15 protein-coding genes and 1 pseudogene are annotated in these 23,142 nt (G+C 45.3%); 10 read left to right on the forward strand and 6 right to left on the reverse strand.

Going from position 1 to position 23,142, the window contains the following annotated elements:
* Together NDA06_RS14645 and NDA06_RS14650 are read left to right on the forward strand one after the other, a co-directional pair.
* Window positions 1-490, forward strand: a pseudogene (locus NDA06_RS14645) (hypothetical protein); the annotation flags it as partial.
* 251 nt (window positions 491-741) lie between these two features.
* Entirely contained in the window at window positions 742-1,164 is a 423-nt protein-coding gene (locus NDA06_RS14650; protein WP_190986997.1) for a response regulator, read from the forward strand.
* Window positions 1,165-1,254: 90 nt separating this feature from the next.
* On the opposite strand, the gene NDA06_RS14655 is transcribed toward NDA06_RS14650, so the two are convergent.
* Together NDA06_RS14655 and NDA06_RS14660 are read right to left on the reverse strand one after the other, a co-directional pair.
* Entirely contained in the window at window positions 1,255-1,980 is a 726-nt protein-coding gene (locus NDA06_RS14655) for a 2-phosphosulfolactate phosphatase family protein (RefSeq protein ID WP_190415674.1), read from the reverse strand.
* 79 nt (window positions 1,981-2,059) lie between these two features.
* Window positions 2,060-2,554 (reverse strand): thioesterase family protein, encoded by a 495-nt coding sequence (locus NDA06_RS14660; protein WP_190531567.1) that lies wholly within the window; start codon window positions 2,552-2,554, stop codon window positions 2,060-2,062.
* A 74-nt stretch (window positions 2,555-2,628) separates the two neighbouring features.
* Here NDA06_RS14660 and NDA06_RS14665 point away from each other — a divergent pair, with 74 nt between their 5' ends.
* The 7 genes from NDA06_RS14665 to NDA06_RS14695 all read left to right on the forward strand — a co-directional run bounded on the left by NDA06_RS14665 (window position 2,629) and on the right by NDA06_RS14695 (window position 17,023).
* On the forward strand, window positions 2,629-2,781 hold the full coding sequence (locus NDA06_RS14665; RefSeq protein ID WP_190986996.1) for a hypothetical protein: 153 nt from the start codon (window positions 2,629-2,631) through the stop codon (window positions 2,779-2,781).
* A 58-nt stretch (window positions 2,782-2,839) separates the two neighbouring features.
* On the forward strand, window positions 2,840-8,032 hold the full coding sequence (locus NDA06_RS14670; RefSeq protein WP_348251760.1) for a tetratricopeptide repeat protein: 5,193 nt from the start codon (window positions 2,840-2,842) through the stop codon (window positions 8,030-8,032).
* Between the two features lie 189 nt (window positions 8,033-8,221).
* Window positions 8,222-9,379: a DUF928 domain-containing protein gene (locus tag NDA06_RS14675; RefSeq protein WP_190985927.1), complete on the forward strand. Its 1,158-nt coding sequence runs from the start codon at window positions 8,222-8,224 to the stop codon at window positions 9,377-9,379.
* A 108-nt stretch (window positions 9,380-9,487) separates the two neighbouring features.
* Complete coding sequence (locus tag NDA06_RS14680; RefSeq protein WP_190985926.1) at window positions 9,488-13,024, forward strand: tetratricopeptide repeat protein; 3,537 nt, start codon at window positions 9,488-9,490, stop codon at window positions 13,022-13,024.
* A gap of 53 nt (window positions 13,025-13,077) precedes the next feature.
* On the forward strand, window positions 13,078-15,231 hold the full coding sequence (locus tag NDA06_RS14685; RefSeq protein ID WP_190985925.1) for a caspase family protein: 2,154 nt from the start codon (window positions 13,078-13,080) through the stop codon (window positions 15,229-15,231).
* Between the two features lie 566 nt (window positions 15,232-15,797).
* Window positions 15,798-16,535: a transposase gene (locus NDA06_RS14690; RefSeq protein ID WP_242047457.1), complete on the forward strand. Its 738-nt coding sequence runs from the start codon at window positions 15,798-15,800 to the stop codon at window positions 16,533-16,535.
* Window positions 16,514-17,023 (forward strand): RNA-binding protein, encoded by a 510-nt coding sequence (locus NDA06_RS14695; protein WP_190429814.1) that lies wholly within the window; start codon window positions 16,514-16,516, stop codon window positions 17,021-17,023. The genes NDA06_RS14690 and NDA06_RS14695 overlap by 22 nt, the downstream gene beginning before the upstream one ends.
* Before the next feature lie 50 nt (window positions 17,024-17,073).
* Here NDA06_RS14695 and NDA06_RS14700 read toward each other — a convergent pair whose 3' ends face one another.
* The 3 genes from NDA06_RS14700 to NDA06_RS14710 form a co-directional block, all read right to left on the reverse strand.
* Window positions 17,074-17,466 carry a hypothetical protein gene (locus NDA06_RS14700; protein ID WP_190985923.1) on the reverse strand — a complete coding sequence of 131 codons (393 nt, stop codon included), beginning with the start codon at window positions 17,464-17,466 and terminating at the stop codon, window positions 17,074-17,076.
* Between the two features lie 59 nt (window positions 17,467-17,525).
* Window positions 17,526-18,536, reverse strand: coding sequence for an EAL domain-containing protein (locus tag NDA06_RS14705; protein WP_242031472.1), 1,011 nt, complete (start codon window positions 18,534-18,536; stop codon window positions 17,526-17,528).
* A 947-nt stretch (window positions 18,537-19,483) separates the two neighbouring features.
* A complete protein-coding gene (locus NDA06_RS14710; RefSeq protein WP_190985922.1) occupies window positions 19,484-21,424 on the reverse strand; it encodes a tetratricopeptide repeat protein in 1,941 nt (646 codons plus the stop codon).
* A 271-nt stretch (window positions 21,425-21,695) separates the two neighbouring features.
* Here NDA06_RS14710 and rpiA point away from each other — a divergent pair, with 271 nt between their 5' ends.
* Window positions 21,696-22,406: a ribose-5-phosphate isomerase RpiA gene (gene rpiA, locus NDA06_RS14715; protein ID WP_190415094.1), complete on the forward strand. Its 711-nt coding sequence runs from the start codon at window positions 21,696-21,698 to the stop codon at window positions 22,404-22,406.
* 158 nt (window positions 22,407-22,564) lie between these two features.
* Here rpiA and NDA06_RS14720 read toward each other — a convergent pair whose 3' ends face one another.
* Complete coding sequence (locus tag NDA06_RS14720; protein ID WP_190985921.1) at window positions 22,565-23,101, reverse strand: DUF3421 domain-containing protein; 537 nt, start codon at window positions 23,099-23,101, stop codon at window positions 22,565-22,567.
* Between the last annotated feature and the right edge of the window lie 41 nt (window positions 23,102-23,142).

The following is a 23,142-nucleotide window of genomic DNA, read 5'->3' on the forward strand; positions in this document are numbered from 1 at the left end:
TCCTTTGCGCCAAACCCTTATAGCTCAGGATTGGCGAGAATCTAATGCACCGGGAGAAAGTGAGAAATTCTCTCCCTCACCGATTTCTGACCCAGAAGCACTGACTTTTACGAAAGAAAATGGCACTCTAATTCTGACTCAGCACGCTTATAACGATTGCTTAAATCAAGCCGATTTAGCGATCGCAATGGCTGGTACGGCAACCGAGCAGTTTGTCGGATTGGGGAAACCCGCGATCGCGATCCCCGGAGAAGGTCCTCAGTTTACGAGCGCCTTTGCCGAAGCTCAATCTCGCCTGCTAGGACCCTCCCTGATTTTGGTAGAACAACCCGCTAAAGTCGCCGGGGTTGTGCAATATTTATTACGCGACCCCGATCGGCTGCAACTGATTGCTGAGAATGGACGCCGCCGCATGGGAGAAGCGGGATCCGCCGAGCGGATTGCGGCTTGTGTGATGGAACGCTTGTTGGGTTTTTACTTTTCAATTTAGGCTCAACCCATTGCTAATTGCCACTGACAGTAGGGGAGCAAAGTTGTTCTTCCCCTACTCTGATGGCGTAGCCTTGTTGAAAGAAATGATTGCCCAACTCATGCCCACCCCGTTTATTTAATTGAGTTTATGTCCCAACTATAATAGAGAATAAAGAATGAGTTTCGTTGAGAGTAGATTGCTTTGAGCTGAGCAAATACATTTTAGGTTTGGGCTTCGCCCAGCTATTGATTAGAGAGGGATCAAAATCCATGTACAAGATAGGTGTATTGGATGATGATGAAAATTGGTGTTTGATTATCGAGCGATTTTTACGAAAAGATTTTGAAGTTCATATTTATAAAACAGTCTTTACTTTTTTACAAGAAATAGAAAGTTACGATTTACTGATTATAGATTTTTCTATTCCCCCCGCTCCTTATGAAAAAGGCATGGATGGTTGCGAGATCATCAATCATATCAAAAATGATTTTATAAATCCTCCCTTATTAGTTTTAGCAACCGGCTTTATTAGTGCCAATGAGCTAGAGTTTGGTAGAGAAATCTGTCCGGAAGCAGATGCTTTTTTAGCCAAAGATGCCGGGTTAGACATCATTTTGAATGAAATCAAACAACTGCTGAATTCTAAAGGTAGTGATGCATCTAATCGAGCGATCGCAAATCCACCCAGTTAGATGCTTCATGACTTTATAAGTAATACATTTCCCCTTGGTATTCGCTTAGTAAACTGCATTCCACAGACGGAGAAAAGTAATAAGGCGTGCTTAGATATTCTTAACCAACACTCCAATGTCTCGTTGAATCGGCAGCACATCTAAAATATCGGTTTGGGAGCAATATTTCAGGTCTTCTTGACAATCGAGGCGTAACAGCCGTTGACCGTGACTGGCGTGGTGGAACAACTCTAGTAAATTATTTTGCCACTGCTGGTAAAGAGCGATCGCGGCACATCCTTCATCGTTACCTATTTCTAGCGAACCTTTCTCTTGCAAAGAATGAGCGATCGCACCTGCACACACCGTATCCTCCAGAGAAAAACTACCTTCCCAACCCGATCCCAGCAGCCAAACCGTCTCTGGCTGCTTGCTGAGAACGTATTCTACCACCGCTTGACGATTCACTAACGCTGCTGCCAGAACCACTGGAGCCTTCTGTACTCGCGTTAGGGCGCGAGTGCCATTCGTAGTACTGATAAATAATCGTCGTCCCTGTACGCGCTCTGGCGTACAATCCAGAGGAGAATTGCCCAAATCGCAGCCAGACACTTTAGCACCGCCTCGTTCACCAGCGCGCAACCGGAGATCGGCTTGCCACTGTTCGCTGACTTGCATCAAGGTTCCCATATCGCTAAAGACTTGGACAGCCTCAGCACCCGCATTCAGCGCGGTGGCGATAGTAGTCGTAGCGCGGAGTACATCGATGGCGATCGCGCACTCTGGTACGCTGTCGGAGGGCGTCAGTTCGGGCGTGTGGTATACAAATAACTTCACAATTAAGGTTTTACCTGCAATCAAAACTATTGACTTAACATTTTAGGGAGCATTAGGTACAAAAGCTTACCCATTTAGATTAAACCGCCGAAAGTCGTGCTAACGCATCTTTCATGGTCGGTGGTAACTGGCGCATAATCTTACCCTTCTCTCGATCCACTACCACTAATGTGACTTTGGCAGTGACGTACAACTCTCGCCCATCCGTAGATTGAATCTGATAATCCCAATTGATGCGGACGCCCTCGGTATCTGCCATGCGCGTCTTCAGCACCGCACTCATTCCCATCCGCAGAGGGCGGTGGTAGCGCACCGAAAGATCCACAACCGGCATATCGCATCCCAAAGCGACTAAATCTGCAAATTCGATGCCAATTGAGCGCAGGCATTCCACCCGCGCCTCTTCCATCCAGGTAATATAGGAGCCATGCCAGACAATCCCTGCATAGTCAGTATGGTGAGGATGCGCCTTGACTGGGTATTCAAACCAGTTCTCTGTCGTAGCTGTTAGAGAGACGCTTTCAATCGCGCCCGTAGGTGGCAGTGATGGCGAGGTTTGTGGTTCTTCTGACACGTTGCCTATCGTCCTCAGTACACCTAGAGGATTGTACCTCTAGACTGAGCGCGATCGCCTCCTGAGATCGTTAGATGACTCTTCTTCCTGCGCGAGGGCTATTCTCAGTGCGATTCTTCCGTAACGAGCGATCGCAAGCGTGGATCTCTTCCAGTAGCATAGAAATTTTCTGCTTGCCAACCGTGATTTCCTCAGAAAGCATCTGGCTTTTGCCGATTCTCTACTGATGAAATGACCAATTTCTAAGCCAGCCATCTGCTAAACCGCTTGTGGAGGAGTTGCCCAATGCATCGTCGCGTCTATCACGTCAGTCTTCTCACGATTAGCCTGCTTCTCACCCTTCACCCTTCATCCTTCATCCTTCATCCTTCCGGAAGCGCTTTTGCACAGGTACCAACCTCTACAGACCGGAAAACTGAAGCAGACCGACTTTTCCAACAAGGCGTACAGCAGTATCGTCAAGGGCAATACCCAAAGGCACTCGCCACCTATCAACGGGTGCTAGAAATACAGCAACAACTGAATGACAAAGCCGGAATTGGGCAAACCCTGAACAACATCGGCGAGGTTTACTACTGGTTGCGGCAACCTGACAAAGCTTTAGATGTTTTGCAGCAAGCTTTGGATATTCGCAGAGAATTAAAAGATCGTACAGGGGAAGGAGAAACCCTAGATAATATTGGCTTGAGTTATTTCTGGAATGACCAAAATGACAAAGCTTTAGAAACCTTGCAACAAGCTTTGGCGATTCGTCGGGAAGTACAAGACAAAGCAGGAGAAAGTAAAACCCTCAGTAGTCTTGGCACGCTTTACGCGGGTGGTCTTCAGCAATATCCCAAAGCCTTAGAAAGCTTACAGCAAGCGCTGGCAATCCAACAAGAATTAGGGGATAAATTTCTACTAGGAATTACTATGCGCCGAATGGGGACAGTCTATCGAGGCATGAAAGAGTATCCTCGTACTTTGGAGTGGTTGGAGAAATCGTTAGCCCTCAGCCGCGAAGTGCAAAACCGTGTAGGTGAAGGGGAAACTCTCTATCAGATCGGCTTAACTTACTTTAATCAAGACAAGTATGACCAGGCTTTGCAATTTTATCAGCAAGCATTGCCTCTTATTCAAGCCGTAGGAATTCACCTAGTAGAAGCTGGCATTCTCGAAGGAATGGGAGATTCTTACTTTAATCAAAAACAATATGAGCAAGCGATCGCTTTTTACCAACAATCCCTCCCTGTTGTTAGAGAAGTAAAGAATAAGTCCCAAGAAGTTGGCATTCTTCTATTCATAGGGAAGGCTTACAGCAGTCTCAAGCAATACGAGCAAGCGAGCGCCTTTAAGCAACAAGCTCTGGCAATCGCGCAAGCCATTCCCAATAAAGCGCAAGAAGCCAATGTTCTCTCTGGAATAGCCTATATTTACTTTAGTCAAAATCAATATGAGCAAGCGATCGTATTCTATCAACAAGGACTGGCGATTACACGAGAAACCCAAGATAAGCCCCAAGAGTCTAACTTTCTATCTCTAATCGGAAGTTCTTACTATTTGCAAGGTAAAGACGAGCAAGCCATTGAATTCCTTCAAAAATCATTAGCTATTCGCCGAGAAATCAAGGATAAACCCGCTCAACTAGAAACCCTAATCTTGTTAAGTGGAATATATAGCTCAACAGCCATATCATTTGTCAACAGAGGGGTGTATCCTCAAGCAAAAGCAGAGTATTCTCGCGTGATAGAGTTGGCACAGGAAGCTTTAAACCTTGCCAGAGAATTGAAAAAAACAAAATCAGAAGCAAGTGCTTTAATTCATCTGGGAGCAGCTTACAGCTTCTTTCAAGAAGAGCGAAAAGCGATTGAAGTGTTACAACAAGCGATGAGCATTGCGCGAGAAACCAAGGATTTAGGTATTGAAGACTCAGCTCTGACTCAGCTTGCTAGCATTTACAATACTCAGGACGACTCTCGCAAATATATTGAAATCAGGTTGCGACAAGTCGAAATTGCACGACAGCAAAATAATAAACGGGGTGAGGCAGATGTTTTACTCACTTTAGCCAGCACCTATAACGTACTTGGAGAAAATCAAAAGGCAGTCGAAACCTACCAGCAAGCATTAGCCGCAGCGCGACAAATCGAAATCGCTAAACTATTGCCAAATTTACAAGATAGTGCGTTAAGCACAGAGTCGAGTGCCCTAGATGGCTTAAGCCTGAGTTACAGCAATCTTGGGGAATATGACAAAGCTATTGATTGGGCGCAACAGCTATTAAAGCGTGCACAAACCCTGGGTAAACCTGAATTAGAAGTAGACGCGCTGCTGCGGTTGGCTTTCTTATACAATGTACCTCTCAAAAATGTTCCGAAAGCCATTGAAGTCAGTCAGCAAGCCTTAACCATTGCGCGGAAAATCAAAGAATCCTCCCTTGAAGCAGAGGCACTGGCAAGCTTGAGCAGCGCTTACAACAAACAGGGAAATTATCCCTTAGCATTGCAGTCGGCTGAGCAATGTTTAGCAATTGCCAAGCAGCTAGAAAACCCCCAACTAGAGCAGAATGCTTTGGATATTCTTGAAAAAATTTACTCCAACCAAGGTAACTATCAAAAAGCGGTGGAGTTTGCTCAAGCTAGGTTGGCAGTAGTACAAAAGGCAAAACTGAACAACTATGAAATCAGTGCTTTAACGTCCCTAAGCCAGAGTTATGGCTTGTTAGGTGATACTACCAAAGCCGTGGAAACAGCCAAGCAAGCTTTAACTTTAGCACGACAAAGGCAAAATACTTCTCGTGAAGCCCTAGCTTTAAATGCTCTCAGCGACGCCTACAGAGTTCAAGGAGAATACGAACAGGGGATAGCAGTAGGACAAACGTCTTTGGAGATATCGCGCAAAAACAAAGATTTCATTGGAGAAGTAGCGGCGGCGACTATTCTTAGTGGAATGTATGAGGCTTTGGGAGAATATCAAAAAGTAATTGCAGTTGCAGAGCCAAGTTTAGCACAGGCAAGGAAAATAAATAATCGCGAACAAGAAGCAGAGTTACTAATCAAGTTAGGAAACTCTTACGGAATTATTGGCAAATACACAGAAGGCAAACAGTTAGTAGAGCAAGGATTAGCAATTGCGCGAGAATTAAAAAATCGTAGGCTAGAATCCCATGCTTTAGCTCGGTTGAGTAACCGCTACAAAGATTTAGGTGAATATCAGAAAACATGGGATTCACTTCAACAAAGCTTGAAAATTGCCCGTGAAACTAATATTCCAGCAGCACAGACCTTACCTCTAACTTCTCTGGGGATTGTTTATGCTGAGCTTGGGGATTACCAAAAAAGTAACGAATTCTATCAACAAGCACTGCCCATACTACGTCAACTCAAAAATCGCTTTGACGAAAGCCTTGTGCTGCTTTTTATCGCCCAAAACTATTTTGCCCAAGGAAATCCACAAAAAAACATTGAATCCGCTCAAGAAGGATTAGCAATTGCTGGAGAAATTAAAGAGCCGCAAATCCAAGCATTTGCTAATATATTGCTGAGTCTTGGCTACGGGCAATTGGGTAATGACAAACAAGCAATGGAAGCCGCTCAAACTTGGTTGAATTTTACTAGAAAAGTCCAAAATAAAGTTTGGGGAAAACAAGCTCTTACTCTGGTTGGACATATCCATCGCAAATTTAGACGCCAAGAAGAAGCCATTGAGGTATATCAACAAGCACTTGCGATCGCAACCGATAATCAAGCTCCTGGCGCTGATGCTTTCATTTATTCAGGATTAGCGCGTATCTACCAAGATTTAAATCAGTCAAGTGTTGCCATTACTTACTACAAGCAATCGATTAACAAAATTGAGGAAGTCAGACGCAGTATCGAAGGCTTACCACAAGAGTTACAAAACTCTTTCTTAGATGCAACAGTTGATTTCGACAAGGTGAAGGTATCTGATATTTATCGTCAGTTAGCAGCTTTGTTGCTCTCACAAGGACGGGATAAAGAAGCCCTACAAGTACAACAACTGATGAGAGAGCAGGAAATTCGCGAAGCCATCAGTCCTAGAAGTGCTACGGGGGATAAGCCTAATATTCCACTCTCTCCAACGGAGACAAAGATTCCTGCTCAAAGCGAGTCTATTATTGCCTTAGCAAGGCAAATTAATGAGTGCGAAAGTACCAACTGTAGTCAACTTAAAGAGCTTACTACTCGTCGTACCTCTCTGATTGTTGAATTTGACCAACAATTGCAGAAGATTGACCAAGAAATTCGCGCTAACCGTGCCAAAGATGACGCTTTCTTTGACCCAAACAAACTGGCAAAAGCTCAAGAGATTGTCGAAGCGCAACCAGGCACAGTGATGATTTATCCCTTGGTGCTAGAAAACGAACTGTGGTTACAACTATATGCCCCAGGGGGTGCGGTCAAAACCGTTAAAGTTAACGTCGGAAGAGATGAATTAGGAAAAACGGTCAAAGAGTTCCGCGATTTAATGAAGGAGTGCGAGAACGCTGCTCATTGCGGTTCTGCTGAAGCTACTAAAATACAAGCAGTTAGTCTAAAACTTTATAACTGGCTAATCAAAGACTTAGAGGCGGAACTTCAGAATAAGAATAACCAGGTGAAAAACTTGGTTTTTGCCCTCGATAGAGTGACGCGCTATATTCCGATGAGCGCTCTTTATGACGGGAAACAATACCTAATTGAAAAATACACCATCTACAATGTATTGACAGAAGATACTGACACCCGCGATAAACTACCTGTTGGTACTCAAAATAGCCCTGTTTTGGCAATGGGATTATCTGATGCTGTCCCTGGTTTTGGTTCTCTACCAAATGTGCCTGCTGAAATCGATGCGATTGTGCGTCAAGAAACTAAAAATAATCAGGGAATTTATCCCGGCCAAAAGTTTTTAAACCGTTCTTTTGACTTTGCTACTCTGCAAGACAATTTGAAAAGTTATAGAATTTTACACCTAGCGACTCATGGGGTATTTGTTCCTGATAGCGCAGATAAATCTTACATCCTCTTAGGAACCGGCGAACAACTCACGATTCCTCAGATAAAAACTTTAACCGGGTTAAATAACATTCATTTGGTTGTGCTGTCAGCTTGCCAAACCGCTTTGGCTGGTCCCCGTCAAGACGGCATAGAAATTGCTAGTATGGCTTACCACTTCTTAAACCGGGGTGCAAAAGCGGTGATGGCTTCTCTGTGGCTTGTGGACGATAGCAGTACCAGTCTCTTGATGCAACAATTTTATAAAAATTTAGCTAACGGCACCTCTGAAAAGGCGATGACTAAAGCGGAAGCGTTGCGCCAAGCTCAACTCAATTTGTTACAAGGCAATGTCTCAACAGCAGCTAATACCAATTCTCGTGGTGGCATTGTTGTGGAACAAATACCTGGCTCTCGACCGCCGATAGCCCCCAGCAACGGCTCAAAATTTTCTCACCCCTATTATTGGGCACCGTTTATTTTGATAGGAAATGGACTTTAAAAAAGTATCAAAATTCAGGTACTTGGTAAAGGTAAAAGAGATGGGAAAAATTTCTCACCTTCTTGCTTACGATTGGGTACCTCTGATGCTGATTAGAAATGGATAATAACACGCCCAACTCAGATAGTTGATGCTTTGGCAATTGGCTATACTAGAGGCGCTTAACGCTTAGGAGAGGCAACAAATGCAATGAAACAAAGAATTCTAGCCGCCGTTGGACTTTTGTCTGCTCTCTGGTTCGCTACGCCAGTGAGAGCGGAAAATCCCGAACACCTTAAACGGTTGCTGGAAACCAATAAATGCTTGAATTGCAATCTTAGTGATGCCAACCTGATTGGTGCCAAATTGGTTGCAGCCGACTTGAGAGGAGCTAACCTGAGTGGTGCCAACTTAAGTGGCGCTGACTTGTCTGGTGCTAACTTGACCAATGCCAACTTAACCAGGGTGAATTTGAATCTTGCCAAATTGACGGGTGTTATAGGACTTCCTAACAATCTCGTCTCTTTTGAGCCAAGAACACAGAATAGACAGGAAGGTGGAGGATTCCCTTTGAGGGGTATCGTTTACAATCCTCCAGAGCAGGAAGTTCCAAATATTCGAGAACCAGGAGCCTCGCGTGGTAGTAGCGCCTGTATTGTTGATGCAAAGCGTCTAACTGCATTGGTACCAGGCAAGAATCCTGGTAAGAATTTTGGGGTGACGGTTACAGGATACCCAACCTTCTTCTTTTATATTCCTAAAAATATCCCGCAGGCAGCAGAGTTGATGGTATGGGATGTAGAGGGAAAACAGGTTGTTTACGAGACCACTTTCAAGATTTCTCAAAATCCTGGTGTTGTTAGCGTTAGCCTCCCTGAAAAAGCAAATGCGCGATCGCTACAAGTTGGAAAAACATACCGTTTTTCCTTAGCACTGCTTTGCGACCCTGAAGACCGGGGGAGTAATATTTCGGTTGAAGGCTGGATTCGACGCAACGAATTAAGCGCCTCTCTTGCCAGTCAATTACAGCAAGCATCTCCCCAAGAGCGTCCAGTTATCTATGCAAAAGCTGGCATCTGGTATGAGACTCTGACGACTCTGGCTGAGCTACGTCGCTCTCGCCCTAACGATTCTACGCTAGCAACAGCCTGGGAAGATTTGTTGAAGTCAGTGGGACTTGAGGCGATCGCTACCGCACCCTTACTTCCGCAGCAAACACAGGAAAGCACTCCACCAATCTCTCAACCTGCTGGTGCTTTAAATACACCTAAAGGGCAGGCAGGGGGCGGAACCCAGCTTAGAGGTGGCGCTTACAATCCTGCGGAAATTGCAGTTCCTGGCGGGACGCAAGGAGGAGGATCGCGCTGACGATTGGATAAACCTTTTACTGGTAAGACTGGCAAATATCAATTACTTACCGCAAAAGAAACGCGATGAAGGATATTAAAGCTAATCCGCTTGTGTAGCAGTATTTTTATGCGTCCCCCTGTTCAGAAACTTAGCTTTACTACAGCCTTACTTTTATCTTTCGGTTGCTTCTCCCCAGTGGCAGCGAACTCCTTAGCCTTACCGGGATTTTTGGCGGAACCGGCAAAAAAAATGCGGTTTATCGCCTCTCGACAAGAGCAAAAAACTGAGGCAGATCGGCTGTTTCAACTAGGCATTCAGCAATTTCGTAACAGCCAGTTTAAAGAAGCTCTGCAAACCCTAGAAAGAGTTCTGGAAATTCGCAAAAGAATTGGCGATAAACCAGGGGTTGGGGAAGCACTTACTAGCCTGGGGGAAGTGTACAACGGCTTGAGTCAATACGCCAAAGCTTTAGAAAGCTTACAGCAAGCACTGTCATTCCGCAAAGAAGCGCGCGACAAGGTAGGCGAAGGACGGACGTTAACAGAAATTGGTGCTACTTACCGCGAGTTAGGACAGTTTCCTAAAGTAATGGAGATTCTACAACAAGCGTTGGGAATTCTGAAAACAACAGACGACAAGGTAGGCAAAGGCAATACTCTCTATAACATTGGTATTGTTTATAGCGGGCAGGGACAATATCCGCAAGCACTAGAGTTCCTCCAGCAAGCTTTGGAAACGGCGAAAGCAGCAGATGACAAGCTAGGCGAAGGTAGAACTCTGAATACGATTGGTGGAGTTTATGACAGTCAGGGACAGTATCAAAAGGCGATAGAGTTTCAACAACAAGCTTTAAAAATTCTTAGGGATATTGGCGATCGCTTGGGTGAAGTCCGCACTCTAAATAACTTGGGCATCACTTATCGCAAGCTAGGCAGGTATCCTCAAGCCCTAGAAGTCCATCAACAAGCTTTAGCAATCAGCCGAGATATCGGCAATCCCGCCAATGAAGGGCGTAACCTTTACAACATTGGTGTTGTTTATCGCAGCTTAGGCAACTATCCTCAAGCTCTGGAATATTATCAGCAAGCTTTAGCAATTAGCCAAGAGATCGGTGACAAGACAGGTGAAGGGCGCACCCTCATTGGTATCGGGGCAGTTTATGACAGTCTGGGGCAGTATCCAAAAGCGTTGGAGTCTTACCAGCAAGCGTCGAGAATTCTTAAAACCATCGGCGACAAGGCAGGTGTGGGGGCGACTCTCAATAACATTGGGGGAGTGTACTACAGCATGGGCGAGTATTCCCAAGCACTGGAATTGTATCAGCAGGCATTAGAGATTGCTAGAACCATCGGTGACAAAGCTGGTGAGGGGCGCACGCTCAGCAACATGGGGGGAGTTTACGATAGTTTAGGTCAGTATCCCCAAGCACTGGAATTCTATCAACAAGCTTTAGCTAACCGCAGAACTATTGGCAACCGCGCGGGTGAAGGAAATACCCTCAACAGCATTGGAGGAGTATACGAAAATTTAGGGCAGTATTCTCAGGCACTCGCATTCTTCAAGCAAGCTTTGGAGATTCGTCGAGAAATCGGCGATAAGGCAGGCGAGGGAACGACTCTCAACAATCTTGGAGAAACCTACCGCAATTTGGGTCAATATCCCGAAGCGTTGAAACTCTATCAGCAGGCGGTGGAGATTCTCAAAGAAATTGGCGACAAGGCGGGTGAGGGAGTCACCCTCAACAATATCGGAGTCGTTTCTAATCAGTTGGGACAGTATCCCCAGGCGCTGGAGTTCTTTCAGCAAGCTTTAGCGATTCGTCAAACCGTTGGCGATCGGGCTGGCGTTGGGGCGACTCTTAATAACATTGGGGGAGTTTACAACCAGTTAGAACAGTATCCCCAAGCGTTAGAGTTTTTTCAGCAAGCATTGGGAATTGCTAGAGAAATTGGCGATAAGACAGGCGAAAGAATTGCGCTTGGCAATATGGGTTTTTTGTTAGAGAAACAGAATCAGCCAGAATTAGCGATCGCTTTCTACAAGCAAGCCGTGAATGTCACAGAAGTAATTCGCCAAGATTTACGAGTGCTGCCACGAGAGCAACAGGAATCCTATACTCAAACCATTGCCGACACCTATCGCGCCTTCACTAACTTGTTACTGTCCCAAGGGCGAATTTTAGAAGCTCAACAGGTGTTAGAACTATTGAAAATCCAAGAATTACCCAACTATACAAAAAATGCGAGAGCTGGGGATAAAACTTCAGGAATCGCCTTAAATCCCATTGAAGAAAAGATTCTCAAAGAAAATGGAACCTTAATCGCTTTTGGGCAACAAGTTGAACAGTGCAAGCAGAATCGGTGCAGCCAATTGAGCCAATTCAACGATCGGCTTCAGGCTTTGACCGAACAATATAATCAGACAATTGAAACTATTCAAAAAGAAATCCGCAGCCGTCGCGCTCAAGATGATGCATTTTTTGACCCCAATAAACTTAGTAAAGCTAAAGAAATCGTCGAATCTCAACCAGGTACCGTGCTGATTTATCCCTTCGTACTCAAGGACAAAATTTGGCTGCTATGGGCATCGAAAGGAGGTATTGTTAAAAGCCTGGAAGTTCCCGTGACGCAACGGCAATTAGGCGAATCTGTTTTAAAATTCCGCCAGTTAGTAGAAGATTCCCGGTCTGACATTGCCGAAGTCAAGGCGACGGGTAAACAACTCTACGACTGGCTCATTAAACCGATTGAACCCGAACTTAAAGGGAATAAAATTCAAAATTTAGTTTTTTCGATGGATCGGGTTACTCGCTACATTCCCATTAGTGCATTGTTTGATGGCGAAAAATATTTAATTGAGAACTACTCCGTTTCTACGGTGCTATCTGCTGACTTAACAGATGTACGCGATCGCCTTCCTCCTGGCATTCAAAATACCTCCGTTCTAGCGTTAGGGCTATCTCATGCAGTTGCTGGCTTTAATTCCCTGCCCAATGTCCCAGCAGAATTAGATGCAATCGTGCAAAAGAAACCAAACGACACAACAGGAATTTATCCGGGAAACGAATTTCTCAACAATGCTTTTGATTTTCCTACCTTGCGAGATAATCTGACAGGTCATCAGATTTTGCATATTGCTACCCACGGTCAATTTGTGCCAGGACGCCCAGACGATTCATTTCTGCTATTAGGTACGGGTGAGAAATTAACAATTTCTCAGATTCAAACTTTACAAGATTTGGGCAATGTTCATTTGGTTGTGCTATCAGCTTGCGAAACGGCACTGGGTGGGCCAGACCAAGACGGTGTAGAGATTGCTGGCATCAGCTACTATTTCCTCAATGCTGGAACCAAGGCAGTAATCGCTTCCTTGTGGCTGGTGGACGATCGCAGCACCAGTCAGCTGATGCAAAAATTCTACAGCTATTTAGCTCAAAGTACGCAACAGACACCCATAACAAAAGCTACAGCCCTTCGCCAATCTCAACTGGGCTTGCTGCACAGTGATTTCTCAACCCCAGCGCCTAATAATGTTGATAGTCGCGGCAGTATTAATGTTGAAGCAATACCCAATTCTAGAAGCAAAAATCCTCTCGGTGCTGAGTCAAAATTTGACCATCCTTACTATTGGGCACCGTTCATTTTGATAGGAAATGGACTTTAAAAAATTTTGAGTTTTGAGTTAAGACAGTAACACCAATCTAGTTAGAAGTGATTATGCCTTACATTAAGCGTCGTCAGTTTTTGCAGTTTGCTGGATCGACTTTGGCAACGCTGGGTTTGAGCCAGCTGGAGATTATGCAGCAAGGAGATCGCTTTAGTCGTGCGATCGCTCAAGGAACACCTCGCAAACTTGCCTTGCTGGTGGGGATTAATGCCTATCCAACAGCACCGTTGCGAGGATGCGTCACTGATGTCGAGTTGCAGCAACAACTGCTGATTCACCGATTTGGCTTTAATCCGAAAGACATTCTGCTCTTGACTGATGGGCAAGCGACCCGCAAGGGCATTCTAAATGCCTTTGAAGAACACCTGATTAAACAAGCTAAAGCCGGGGATGTCGTGGTCTTTCACTTCTCAGGGCATGGTTCCCAAGTAACCGATCCCGACTGCGACTTCAAAGACCCGACAGGGAAGTGTCTTAATAGTACCTTTGTGCCCATCGATAGTGCGCTGCCTACCGGATTTCCCAATGAAAGAGGCGTTGTCGAGGACATCATGGGGCACACCTTATTTTTATTGATGGATGCCCTGAAGACAGAGAACGTTACCGCAGTGCTGGATAGCTGTCACTCAGGTGGCGGCAAACGGGGGAATTTAGTCGTGCGATCGCGTGATGGGGGTTCCCAACTTCAACCAGTTCCCGCCGAAATAGAATATCAGGAACAATGGCTCTCTCGCCTGAATCTTTCACCTGCTGAATTTGTGCGCCGCCGTCGCGAGGGTGTCGCCAAAGGTGTCGTCATCGCCTCCGCCAAGCGGGAACAGTATGCCGCAGATGCCCCCTTTAGCGACTTTTATGCCGGTGCTTTTACTTATTTAATGACTCAATATCTGTGGCAACAAACTGGCAGCGAATCTTTTGCCAGCGCCCTCCCCAATATTGGTCGTAACACTACACGGATGTCATCTCGTCAAAACCCTGAATTTGAGGCAAAACCAGGCAGCAATAATCTCAAGCAACCGATGTACTTTATTGGTCAACAAACGCCTCCAGCGGAAGCTGTGATCACTAAAGTAGAAGGCAACCAAGCTCAATTATGGCTGGGCGGACTTAACCCCCAAAGTTTAGCGGCTTTTGAGCAAGATGCCCTTCTCACCGTAGTAGACTCCCAAGGGCGCGAACAAGGAGTCGTGCAGTTAGAATCTCGTCAAGGCTTAATCGGACGCGGCAAATTGTTAAAAACTGCCAAACCCGGATCGCTGTTGCAGGAACGCACTCGCGGGATTCCCAGTGATGTAACTTTAAAAATTGGTCTTGATCCCTCTTTAGGCAACGACACCGCGCAGGCGAAGCAAGCTTTGCAAGCGATCAAGCGCCTTGAAGCTGTACCTTTACAACAGCAAGAGGTGCAATACATCTTTGGAAGGATGAAGAGTGAGGGCAGTTTAGGTCTATTTTCGCCAGCGATGGAGCCGATTCCTGACTCCTTTGGCACTGCCGGTGAAACCGTAGCCGATGCTATCAATCGCCTGCAAGCCAAACTGAAATCTTTACTAGCAGCCAGGATTGTCAAACTCACTCTGAATACCAATTCATCGCGCCTAAAAGTCAATGCTTCGATGAATCGAGCCGGTCAAAATGAAATTTTGGCTAGTGCTTTCACGGTTCGCGGTAGCGATCGCAGTCTCGGTCAAAAAACTTCTTCCAATAATTCTTCAGGAAATCTTCCCTCAGATGCCCGCAAGTTACCAATTGGAACGTCGGTGCAGTTCCAGATTACAAATAACGAGCCGCGCGACCTCTATTTCAGCGTCCTAGTCATTGACCCAACGGGAGAAATATCGGCAATCTTCCCGAATCAGTGGACGGCGACCGATGATGTTACGCAGGTGAAGGCTGGGCAAACACTACAAATTCCTGGGACTGACGATCAATTTAACCTTGTCACCCAAGAACCCAAAGGAGTCGCAGAAGTCTTGATTGTTGCCAGTAGCACGCCCCTGCGGAAAGCCCTGCAAGCGTTGCGGAACCTAGCACCACGGGATACAAGAGGCCCCGTAGCTCTTTCGGAGCCAACTCAAGTGGTCGGCGATTTGCTGGATGACCTCGCGGAAGGCACGCGCGGCACTGGAAACTCTCCCCAAGGCGTGAGTAACGTAGATACAACTCAGATGGCGGCGATGTCGATTACCTTTGAAGTTATTTAACCGTTCCGGCGAAAACACAAAGCAGTATCTTGAGAACCGATCCACTTGGGGGTGGAGGTTGAGTGCTTCACGCCTGAAGATACTGCTAAAGACGGAAATCTGCTGTTTAAACTAGCCCCATAGCAGAGACCGTGATACCTTTAAAAATAATGTTAATATCTTGCAATAATTAGGAGCGATCGCAAACGTCTCGCCTCGATACTGCTGTAAACCACTCGATATCCCTAAAGGTCGAGTGCAAAGATTACAGTAATTTAGGATACAATTCTCTAATGAGAATCGCCCATGAGTATCGATTGCGCCCAAGTCAGCAGCAGTTAGTTACAATGGAGGAATGGATAGAAGCGCTCAGATGGCAGTACAATTATCGGTTGGCTGAACGCTTTAACTGGTGGAAACAAAAAGGTTGTAATACTAACTGCTATTGCCAAAGCAGTTGTTCAATCGCATCAATTAGAGATAAGCTAGATTCTTGCAGCCAAAAGCGCAATTTTAAAAAAATAAACTCTTTATTTCCAGCCGATAAAAGACTTTTTTTTCAACTATTACAAAACTGCGTTGAGCAGGTGGCAATCCCTCGATACAATAGGAAAGCCCAGAAGCGGATTGAGCGGTTACAGCGTCAGTTGTCTCGCCAGAAACAGGGCAGTAAGCATCGAGTTAAAGCTGTCCAGCAGATTGAATTGTCACCGTTAAATGTTGCAAACCAGCGTCAAAATTTTTACCAACAAGTTGCCAACTGGCTATTGAAGCAATTAATGGTGGTTGCCGATCGAGACTTGATCAACAAAAAACTCGCCGGGAGCAAATTGGCAAAGTTTGTTACGGGTGCTGGATGGGAAAAATTCGTGTCTATCTTGGCGCTCATCGGTGCCGGGAAGAAGCGCTATTCGGCGTTTAAGGGGTTGATTGCAGGAAGGCGTTTCTATGGGCTAGTACATCCATCTGGCACGATTCAAGAAGATTCTAGCTGTGAGGCGGAATTTTTCAAGACGCAGGCTGATAGATGGTTTTTCTATTCTGATGACGGATTGGCTCTTAATCGAGATGAAAACGTTTTCAGGAAAATGAAGAAAAAGGCGGCGGTCATCCCATCAGGCTGTGGAGTTGGGGTAGACCAAAAGGCTCTCGCTGAAACGAGAAATCTCCAAATAAGCCGTAAGGTTGATTGGGAGAAGCTGTCACCGAAGAGCGGGTTTAGTGCGAGCAGCCCAATCGAGTATACGCTTTGTGCGCGATCGCAATTTTTGTCTAAAGATATTGAGTCTGGAGGTATTTTTCCATGTCTATCCGTTTGTATGTAGGCAATCTGCCCAAAGAAGAAGTAGACCGTCAGGAGTTACAAGCTCTTTTTGGGGACATGAGCGATTCTGTTTCCACCAAGGTGATTAAAGACCGGAAAACCGGCAAATGTCGGGGTTTTGCGTTTGTAACTGTGAAGACGGATGAACTGGCTGATGAAATTATTGAAAAGTTCAACGGTCAGATGTTCCAAGAAAGCCCGCTGAAAATAGAAAAGGCATTGCCACGAGCTAAGGGTGAAGGGGAAGAAGAACCTCGCCCAGCAGCTCCAGCTCCTATTAAGGATCCCAACAAAGCTGCTAGCGGCGGCGGTGGCGCTCCCGCTCCCGCTCCCACAGGCGGCGGTGGTCGTCGTGGTGGCAGCAACAAGAAGTCGCGACGCTCTGAAGGGACAACATCTAATAATGAATCAGATACCTTTCAACCCGACCCCCGCTGGGCTGGCGAATTGGCGAAGCTGAAGGAACTGTTGGCTGCTCAAAGCAATTAGTCGTTAGTCATTAGTCAAAGGTTAATGACTAATGACTAAGCAACTAAAAGCTAATTACTCAGAGGAAGTTGCAACCAGTCTTGCAGGTAGCTGCGTAGCTGCTTGGTAAATTCTGGTCGCTGGTTAAATCGTTCGGTGCGAACGGGCTTGCGATCTTGATCGAGAGTCCAGCCATAATCACTGCTTAGACGCAATTTGCCTTGCCAGTCTGCTACTGAGACAATCAGCTGACTTGCAGGGCTGTTGTCTAGCTCTAAAACCCGAAATACATAATTAAACGTATTCTGGGTGGCTGCGGCAACGGTCGAAGGCTGACCGTATTTGAGGTTGAGGCGCGATCGCACTTGTTCTATTAAACCCGGTTGCTCCACTTCCTCCAAAGTTTTGACGGCTAAGGTTAGTGCGAAATAAAATTCTTCGACTGGAATAAATTCAAGCTGCATAGATAAGAGTCAGTTGTACCAGGAAAGCATCTTACAGCATCTGGTTACAGCATCTAGTTTTAACAGGTGCAGGGATCTGTGTAAGACAAAATCCTGAGCGACGACTTCACAAAATCGAGCCGTTGCTGCTGCAAAGTTACCTGTGGCATTGCTAAGCCAAATCCCTGCCCGTAATCTGCCCCTAAATCGCGGCAAAATTCAACATCTTCCCTGTCTTCAAGTCCCTCAGCGACAACTCGAATTCCCAAGTTATGAGCAGAATTCACTAAACTTTTGAGCATCACCTGCTTGAGAGAATGCTGGCTGCAACCATGTACCAATCGCCGATCTATCTTGATCAAATCGGGGCAAAACTCCATGAAGTAGTTGTCAGGCGAAACACAGGCGCACAAATCATCTACAGCAACTCCAAACCCCCGTTCTCTTAGGCGATTAATGGTTTTCAAGAGTTTTGGACAGCTGACCAGCGCTTCTACTTCGGTTAATTCAAATACAATTTGTTCGGGCTGTAATCCCAGGTCGAGAATTAATTTGATGTTCTGCTCTAAGGATGCAGGATCTTTGCTGATTACATTGGGTAAGATATTAATAAAAAATGTTTGATGACTCTTGGTGTTAGCAATTGATTGTAAACAAATTGTCCGAGCCAGTTCATCAAACTCGTAAGCCAATTTTGTCGAAAGGGCTGCTTCAATTAATTGATAACCGCTGAAGTGTCCTTCGCGTTCGTCTTTGGCGCGTGCCAAACATTCATAAGCAATTATTTCGCCGGTTGATAAATTGAAAATAGGCTGATAGTGAAAAAATATTTGCTGCTTCGCTAAAATCTGAAAAAACCAAGCATATTTAACCGCCTGGGTAATCGTACTAATCGGTTGCGCTTTTAAAAAATCTCCTAGTAAATTTTGATAATCGCGTGACGATGTCTCAATAGAAGAATCCTTTTGCTCGGTTCGCGTTAGAAAAAAGCGTGAGGAAGCTTGACTGGTTTCTGAAAGGACTTGGCTGATCTTGACGAAAATACTAACCAGTTCACGATTATTTACAGTTTGATAGAGAAGCTGAGGCATGGCAGGAAGCTCCTGAAACCCAATGCTGGAAAGACAGCAGCTAGTTTCCTTGTCATCAGGTTGGATAACCAGATTAAGCGGATGAATCTGTGACATTACAGCAGAGACTACCAATATTTTTTTCTAAGGAATAAAGATATATCAAACCAGGAAATACCCTGTATCCATTGAAACTGTCTTCTGCCTGAGGGCGTAAGAGGTATTCCCAACGGTACTATAGGTTAGTTTTCAAAAAATGGGAAGCTCGTAGTAAACATTATGTGCTTATAGGCTGCGCTCAAATTGCCATGAGCCGTTTTAGGCAAAACTTTGCCATCCTCTGCGAACCCACAGGAGATGTTCCTACAAAATCATGCCGTAATCGGGCAATACCTTGATATAGGCACTCAAAAGTTTCATTTAGTACAGGGAGGTTTCTTGTAAATCGGCACACTAGGAGAGAGAACCGCCATAAGTTCGCTTCATGCTGCGCGTGAAGCGAAGCTATCACGACAGAGAATCGCTAACGTGTCGCTCTTTCCCAGATGCTTCGCTCATGCTAACAGACTCAAGCATAGAGCTATACAAACTAAGCCTGCTTCAGTGAATCTTTATATATAGGGATTCTTGTTTGGATGCAGCAAAGTTTAATCCCCCTGCCTTTGACCGAAAAGCGGAAATAGGCATGGGGTAGGGTTCCGGGTGGATTGCACGCTTAATGAGAACTGCTATATCGTCTGCCTGCGCGGACTTTGTTTGAAGTACAGCCAAAGGTTGCTTTGATACGCTTACAGCCGTCGGGTATGCTTTGTAAGTCAAGAAGTCTGTTGTGGACAGACGAATGCGACTTTCGTCCCTGCTGCTGGAAGTGCTAGCTTAGTGCATCGCTTCCATAACCGGGAATACTGCTGGCGCGGCATTAGGTGAGTAATAGGAGAAGATAGGACGCGATCGCATCCTTATATGAATTATGCAGTTAACATTACAAAAACCAAAAAAGTGATCAGGATTGCATTGTAGATTGCATGATCGGCTGTACTTGCCTGAACTCCTGCTTCCTGAGCTATTTCTTCATTATTATTTTTTTTGAAAGACTGGTCATGTACAAATTTATAGCGGCAAGCAAATAAGAAACCTGGAATAATCAGCAGAAAACCTGCATAAATAGGAATTCCTACGGTGATATGGACTAAACCAAAAGCTGTAGAATTCCCGATTATCTGCTTCCAGGTGTTAGCACCTTGACGAAAAATCTTTTCCTCCAATCCAGCCCAAAACGGAACCATTAAAATTAAACATATCCAAAAAACAACCATCAAAACTTTTGTGTAATCAAAAGGGAGTTTCTGAGTCGTACTGTTTGTCGGTACTGCTTTATAAGTCTTATTTGCAGCCTTTTCATTGGGTATCGGGCGAGGTTGAGTTGCAACATTTGCATTGGGTGATTGCTTGGGTTGAGTTACAACTTTTTCATCGGTTCCAACTTTTTCATCGGGTGATTGCTTGGGTTGAATTACAAATTTTTCATCGGACGGTAAGCTTTCACTGGGGCTGGGAAGTTGAGAATTAATATTATCTGGTGGTGGAGGTTGAATGCTTTTAATCGTATCAAACGGTTGAAATATAATATTTCCAGAATTCCCGAAAACCGCACTAGCCCATCCCCATTGCATAAATTGGGGGACGTATGGGTTTACTACTGCAAATGTCGTTAAGGTAACAAAAAGAATAAAAGCTGCCCGGACATAACTTAAAATCCCACTTTTAAAATAAATTGCTAATACCCAACTTAATTGGGACTTGTTTTTCCAAATATCCCCTAAGATAAACCAAATAATTGCAACCGAAAATAACGTAGAAAATATTTGCTTAAAATTTGTTGCCCAAGGCGATTGAGCAGAACTGATGACAAAAATAAATGTTGCAATAAATAAAAACTGATACTTAAACGCATTGACAATAATTTTTAGATCGTTAAATAGGTGAGTCCTTTTTTCAGAATTTAATAAATGCGGAAAAATTTTACCTGTTATGAGCAAGCAGATGAGTTTATAGAATGCAGCCGACGCATATTCTGGCTTAAGTTGTAAGGCTTTCTCAAAGCTAGCGATCGCTTCTTGATAGCGATGTAATTTTGCCAGGATAAAGCCTCGACCGTACCAGGCTTGAGGAAACCAAAATTCTTGACAATCTGGTTGAATTGTAGTAGCTTTTTCAAAGCTAGCCAGTGCTTCTTCATTCCGCCCTAAATTTACCAGTAATGAACCCCGATTGTACCAAGCTCGCTGGTAGGCTGGATTGATTTCCAAAGATTTTTCAAAATTGGAAAGTGCTTCTTGGCGGCGTTTTGGTAAAGGTAGCACAGCCCCACGGGTACACCAGGCTTCATAGCCGTTTGGATTAATCTCTAAAGCTTTATCGCAGCTAGCGATCGCTTCTTTGCGGCGATTTAACTTACTCAGCACCCAGCCTCGCTTGTACCAGGCTTGATAAGATTCTGGTTGAATTTGCAAAGCCTGTTCGCAACTCGCTAGTGCTTCTTTCCCACGATTTAACATGATCAGTGCATGGGCGCGATCGCTCCAAGCTTCGGAATAATCTGGATTTAACTTTATCGCTTTGTCGTAGCAACTAACAGCTTCGTTGTAGCGGCTTAAATAAAATAAGGAAAGTCCATAGTTGTATAAAATTTTATCAGAATCCGGTTGAAGACCTAAAGCCTCTTGATAATGAGCAACAGCCTCTTTATACTTTCCTATTTCGGCTAATTTTAATCCTTCTTCAAACAGCAATAAGGCTTTGCGTGTAGTGCTTGTTTGCTCACCCTGATTTTTTTGATGGTGTGCTTCTGGAGTCAGATTTGAGTCGTGTTGATAATCTTCCTGAGAAAAATTTTCACCCTGAGTCATAGGAAGGGAACTCCAGATAGTAGACTGACTGTTGCAGCTGAGTTGGTTTAGGTTTACGCGATCGCATACTTTTCGGAGCGGAGCAAACCCCTCACACCCCCCTTCTCGCGGAGAGAAGGGGGGTTGGACTCTCCTAGTCGCTAAAAACACTCGTCTTTTAGGAGTGGTTTAAACCGAGGTGGAGAGGCATGGGGAAAAGTGAACCGAGTAGTATTGCTAAGCGATCCTAGCCTACAGAGCTAAGTTGTCAATATCGCCAGGAGTTTTAAGAATGAGTGCAGAACAAGATCCCGTTAAGGTGATGAAGCAGGAAGTCGGGAAAGCCGCCGCCGCCCGCGTCCAGTCGGGGATGATAGTGGGACTGGGCACCGGATCGACGACTGCTTATGCAATTGAATCTTTGGGCGATCGCTTGAAGTCTGGCGACCTCAAAGACATCAAAGGTATCCCCACCTCATTTCAAGCATCCGTGCTGGCTAAACAGTACGGAATTCCCTTAACCACCCTGGATGAAGCCGATCGGATTGATATTGCCATTGATGGAGCCGATGAAGTCGATCCGCAGCACAATTTGATTAAGGGGGGCGGTGCTGCCCACACCCAGGAAAAGATAGTAGATTGTTTGGCAGAGCAGTTTATCGTCGTGGTCGATAGTTCCAAGCTGGTTGACAAGCTGGGTTCCACCTTCCGCGTGCCAGTCGAGGTAATTCCGATGGCGATAACACCCGTGATGCGGGCGATCGAAAAGCTAGGCGGGAAGCCAGAACTGCGGATGGGCGTCAAAAAAGCGGGTCCCGTTGTCACGGATCAAGGCAATCTGGTCATTGATGTAAAGTTTGACACCCTCGATAATCCTGGAGAACTGGAAAAGACGCTTAATAATATTCCTGGCGTTTTGGAAAATGGTTTATTTGTGGGCGTCACAGATTTAGTTTTAGTGGGCGAAGTGGTAGATGGGAAGCCCATTGTGCGAGAAGCTTAATCTTCTTTTGCGAGCCTCCGAGCAAAATTACTAATCTGCTCTCTACCTGGATTTTGTCTCTTTTCCCGTGCGAGACAAAATCCGACCCTATCCTGAGTTTCAGGCGTTTTTGGGTTTACGTTCAACTGTAGCGATCGCACCAGCTTAAACTCGGATTTTTAACGATTTCTCCTAAGCACGGCTACCTGATAGTTGCGCTTGAGAATCTCCTGTCCGCCCCAACTGATATTGCAATGGCTACCGACAATTTTCCCAGGATGGACGCCTTTATTGTGAGAAGCCCGACAGATAAATAGATCTCGATCTGCTTCTATCCCACCCGCGATCGCTCCCGCTGGCACCCGTCCGTTCGATGCTTCTATCCAAACAATCCGAACGTTTCGGGGCGCGGTTAAAACTTCATAGAAAGGGGCGAGAATTTCCTCTCCACCCCAACCAAAATTACAATTGTTGGCAACAACTTTTCCCGGATGCACGCCACCGTTATATTCGGCGCGACAGATGTACAAACGACGCCCCGATTCAGATCCACCAATCACGGCATTGGGGGGGATGTCTCCATTCGATGCACCTACCCAATTCATGGCTCCTTCAGGACGGGGGCTATTCTGAGCCAGGATCGCAGAACTCGATGCCAGCAGCAGGGTTGCTGGTAAAAAAGATAGCAAGGTAGCCCGAACAACGTTTGCAAGCATAGTCAATTACCCTAAAAATAGTTGTGCTTAACTACAAGCAC

Source organism: Trichocoleus sp. ST-U1 (assembly GCF_039961835.1).
Classification (GTDB): domain Bacteria; phylum Cyanobacteriota; class Cyanobacteriia; order Cyanobacteriales; family FACHB-T130; genus FACHB-T130.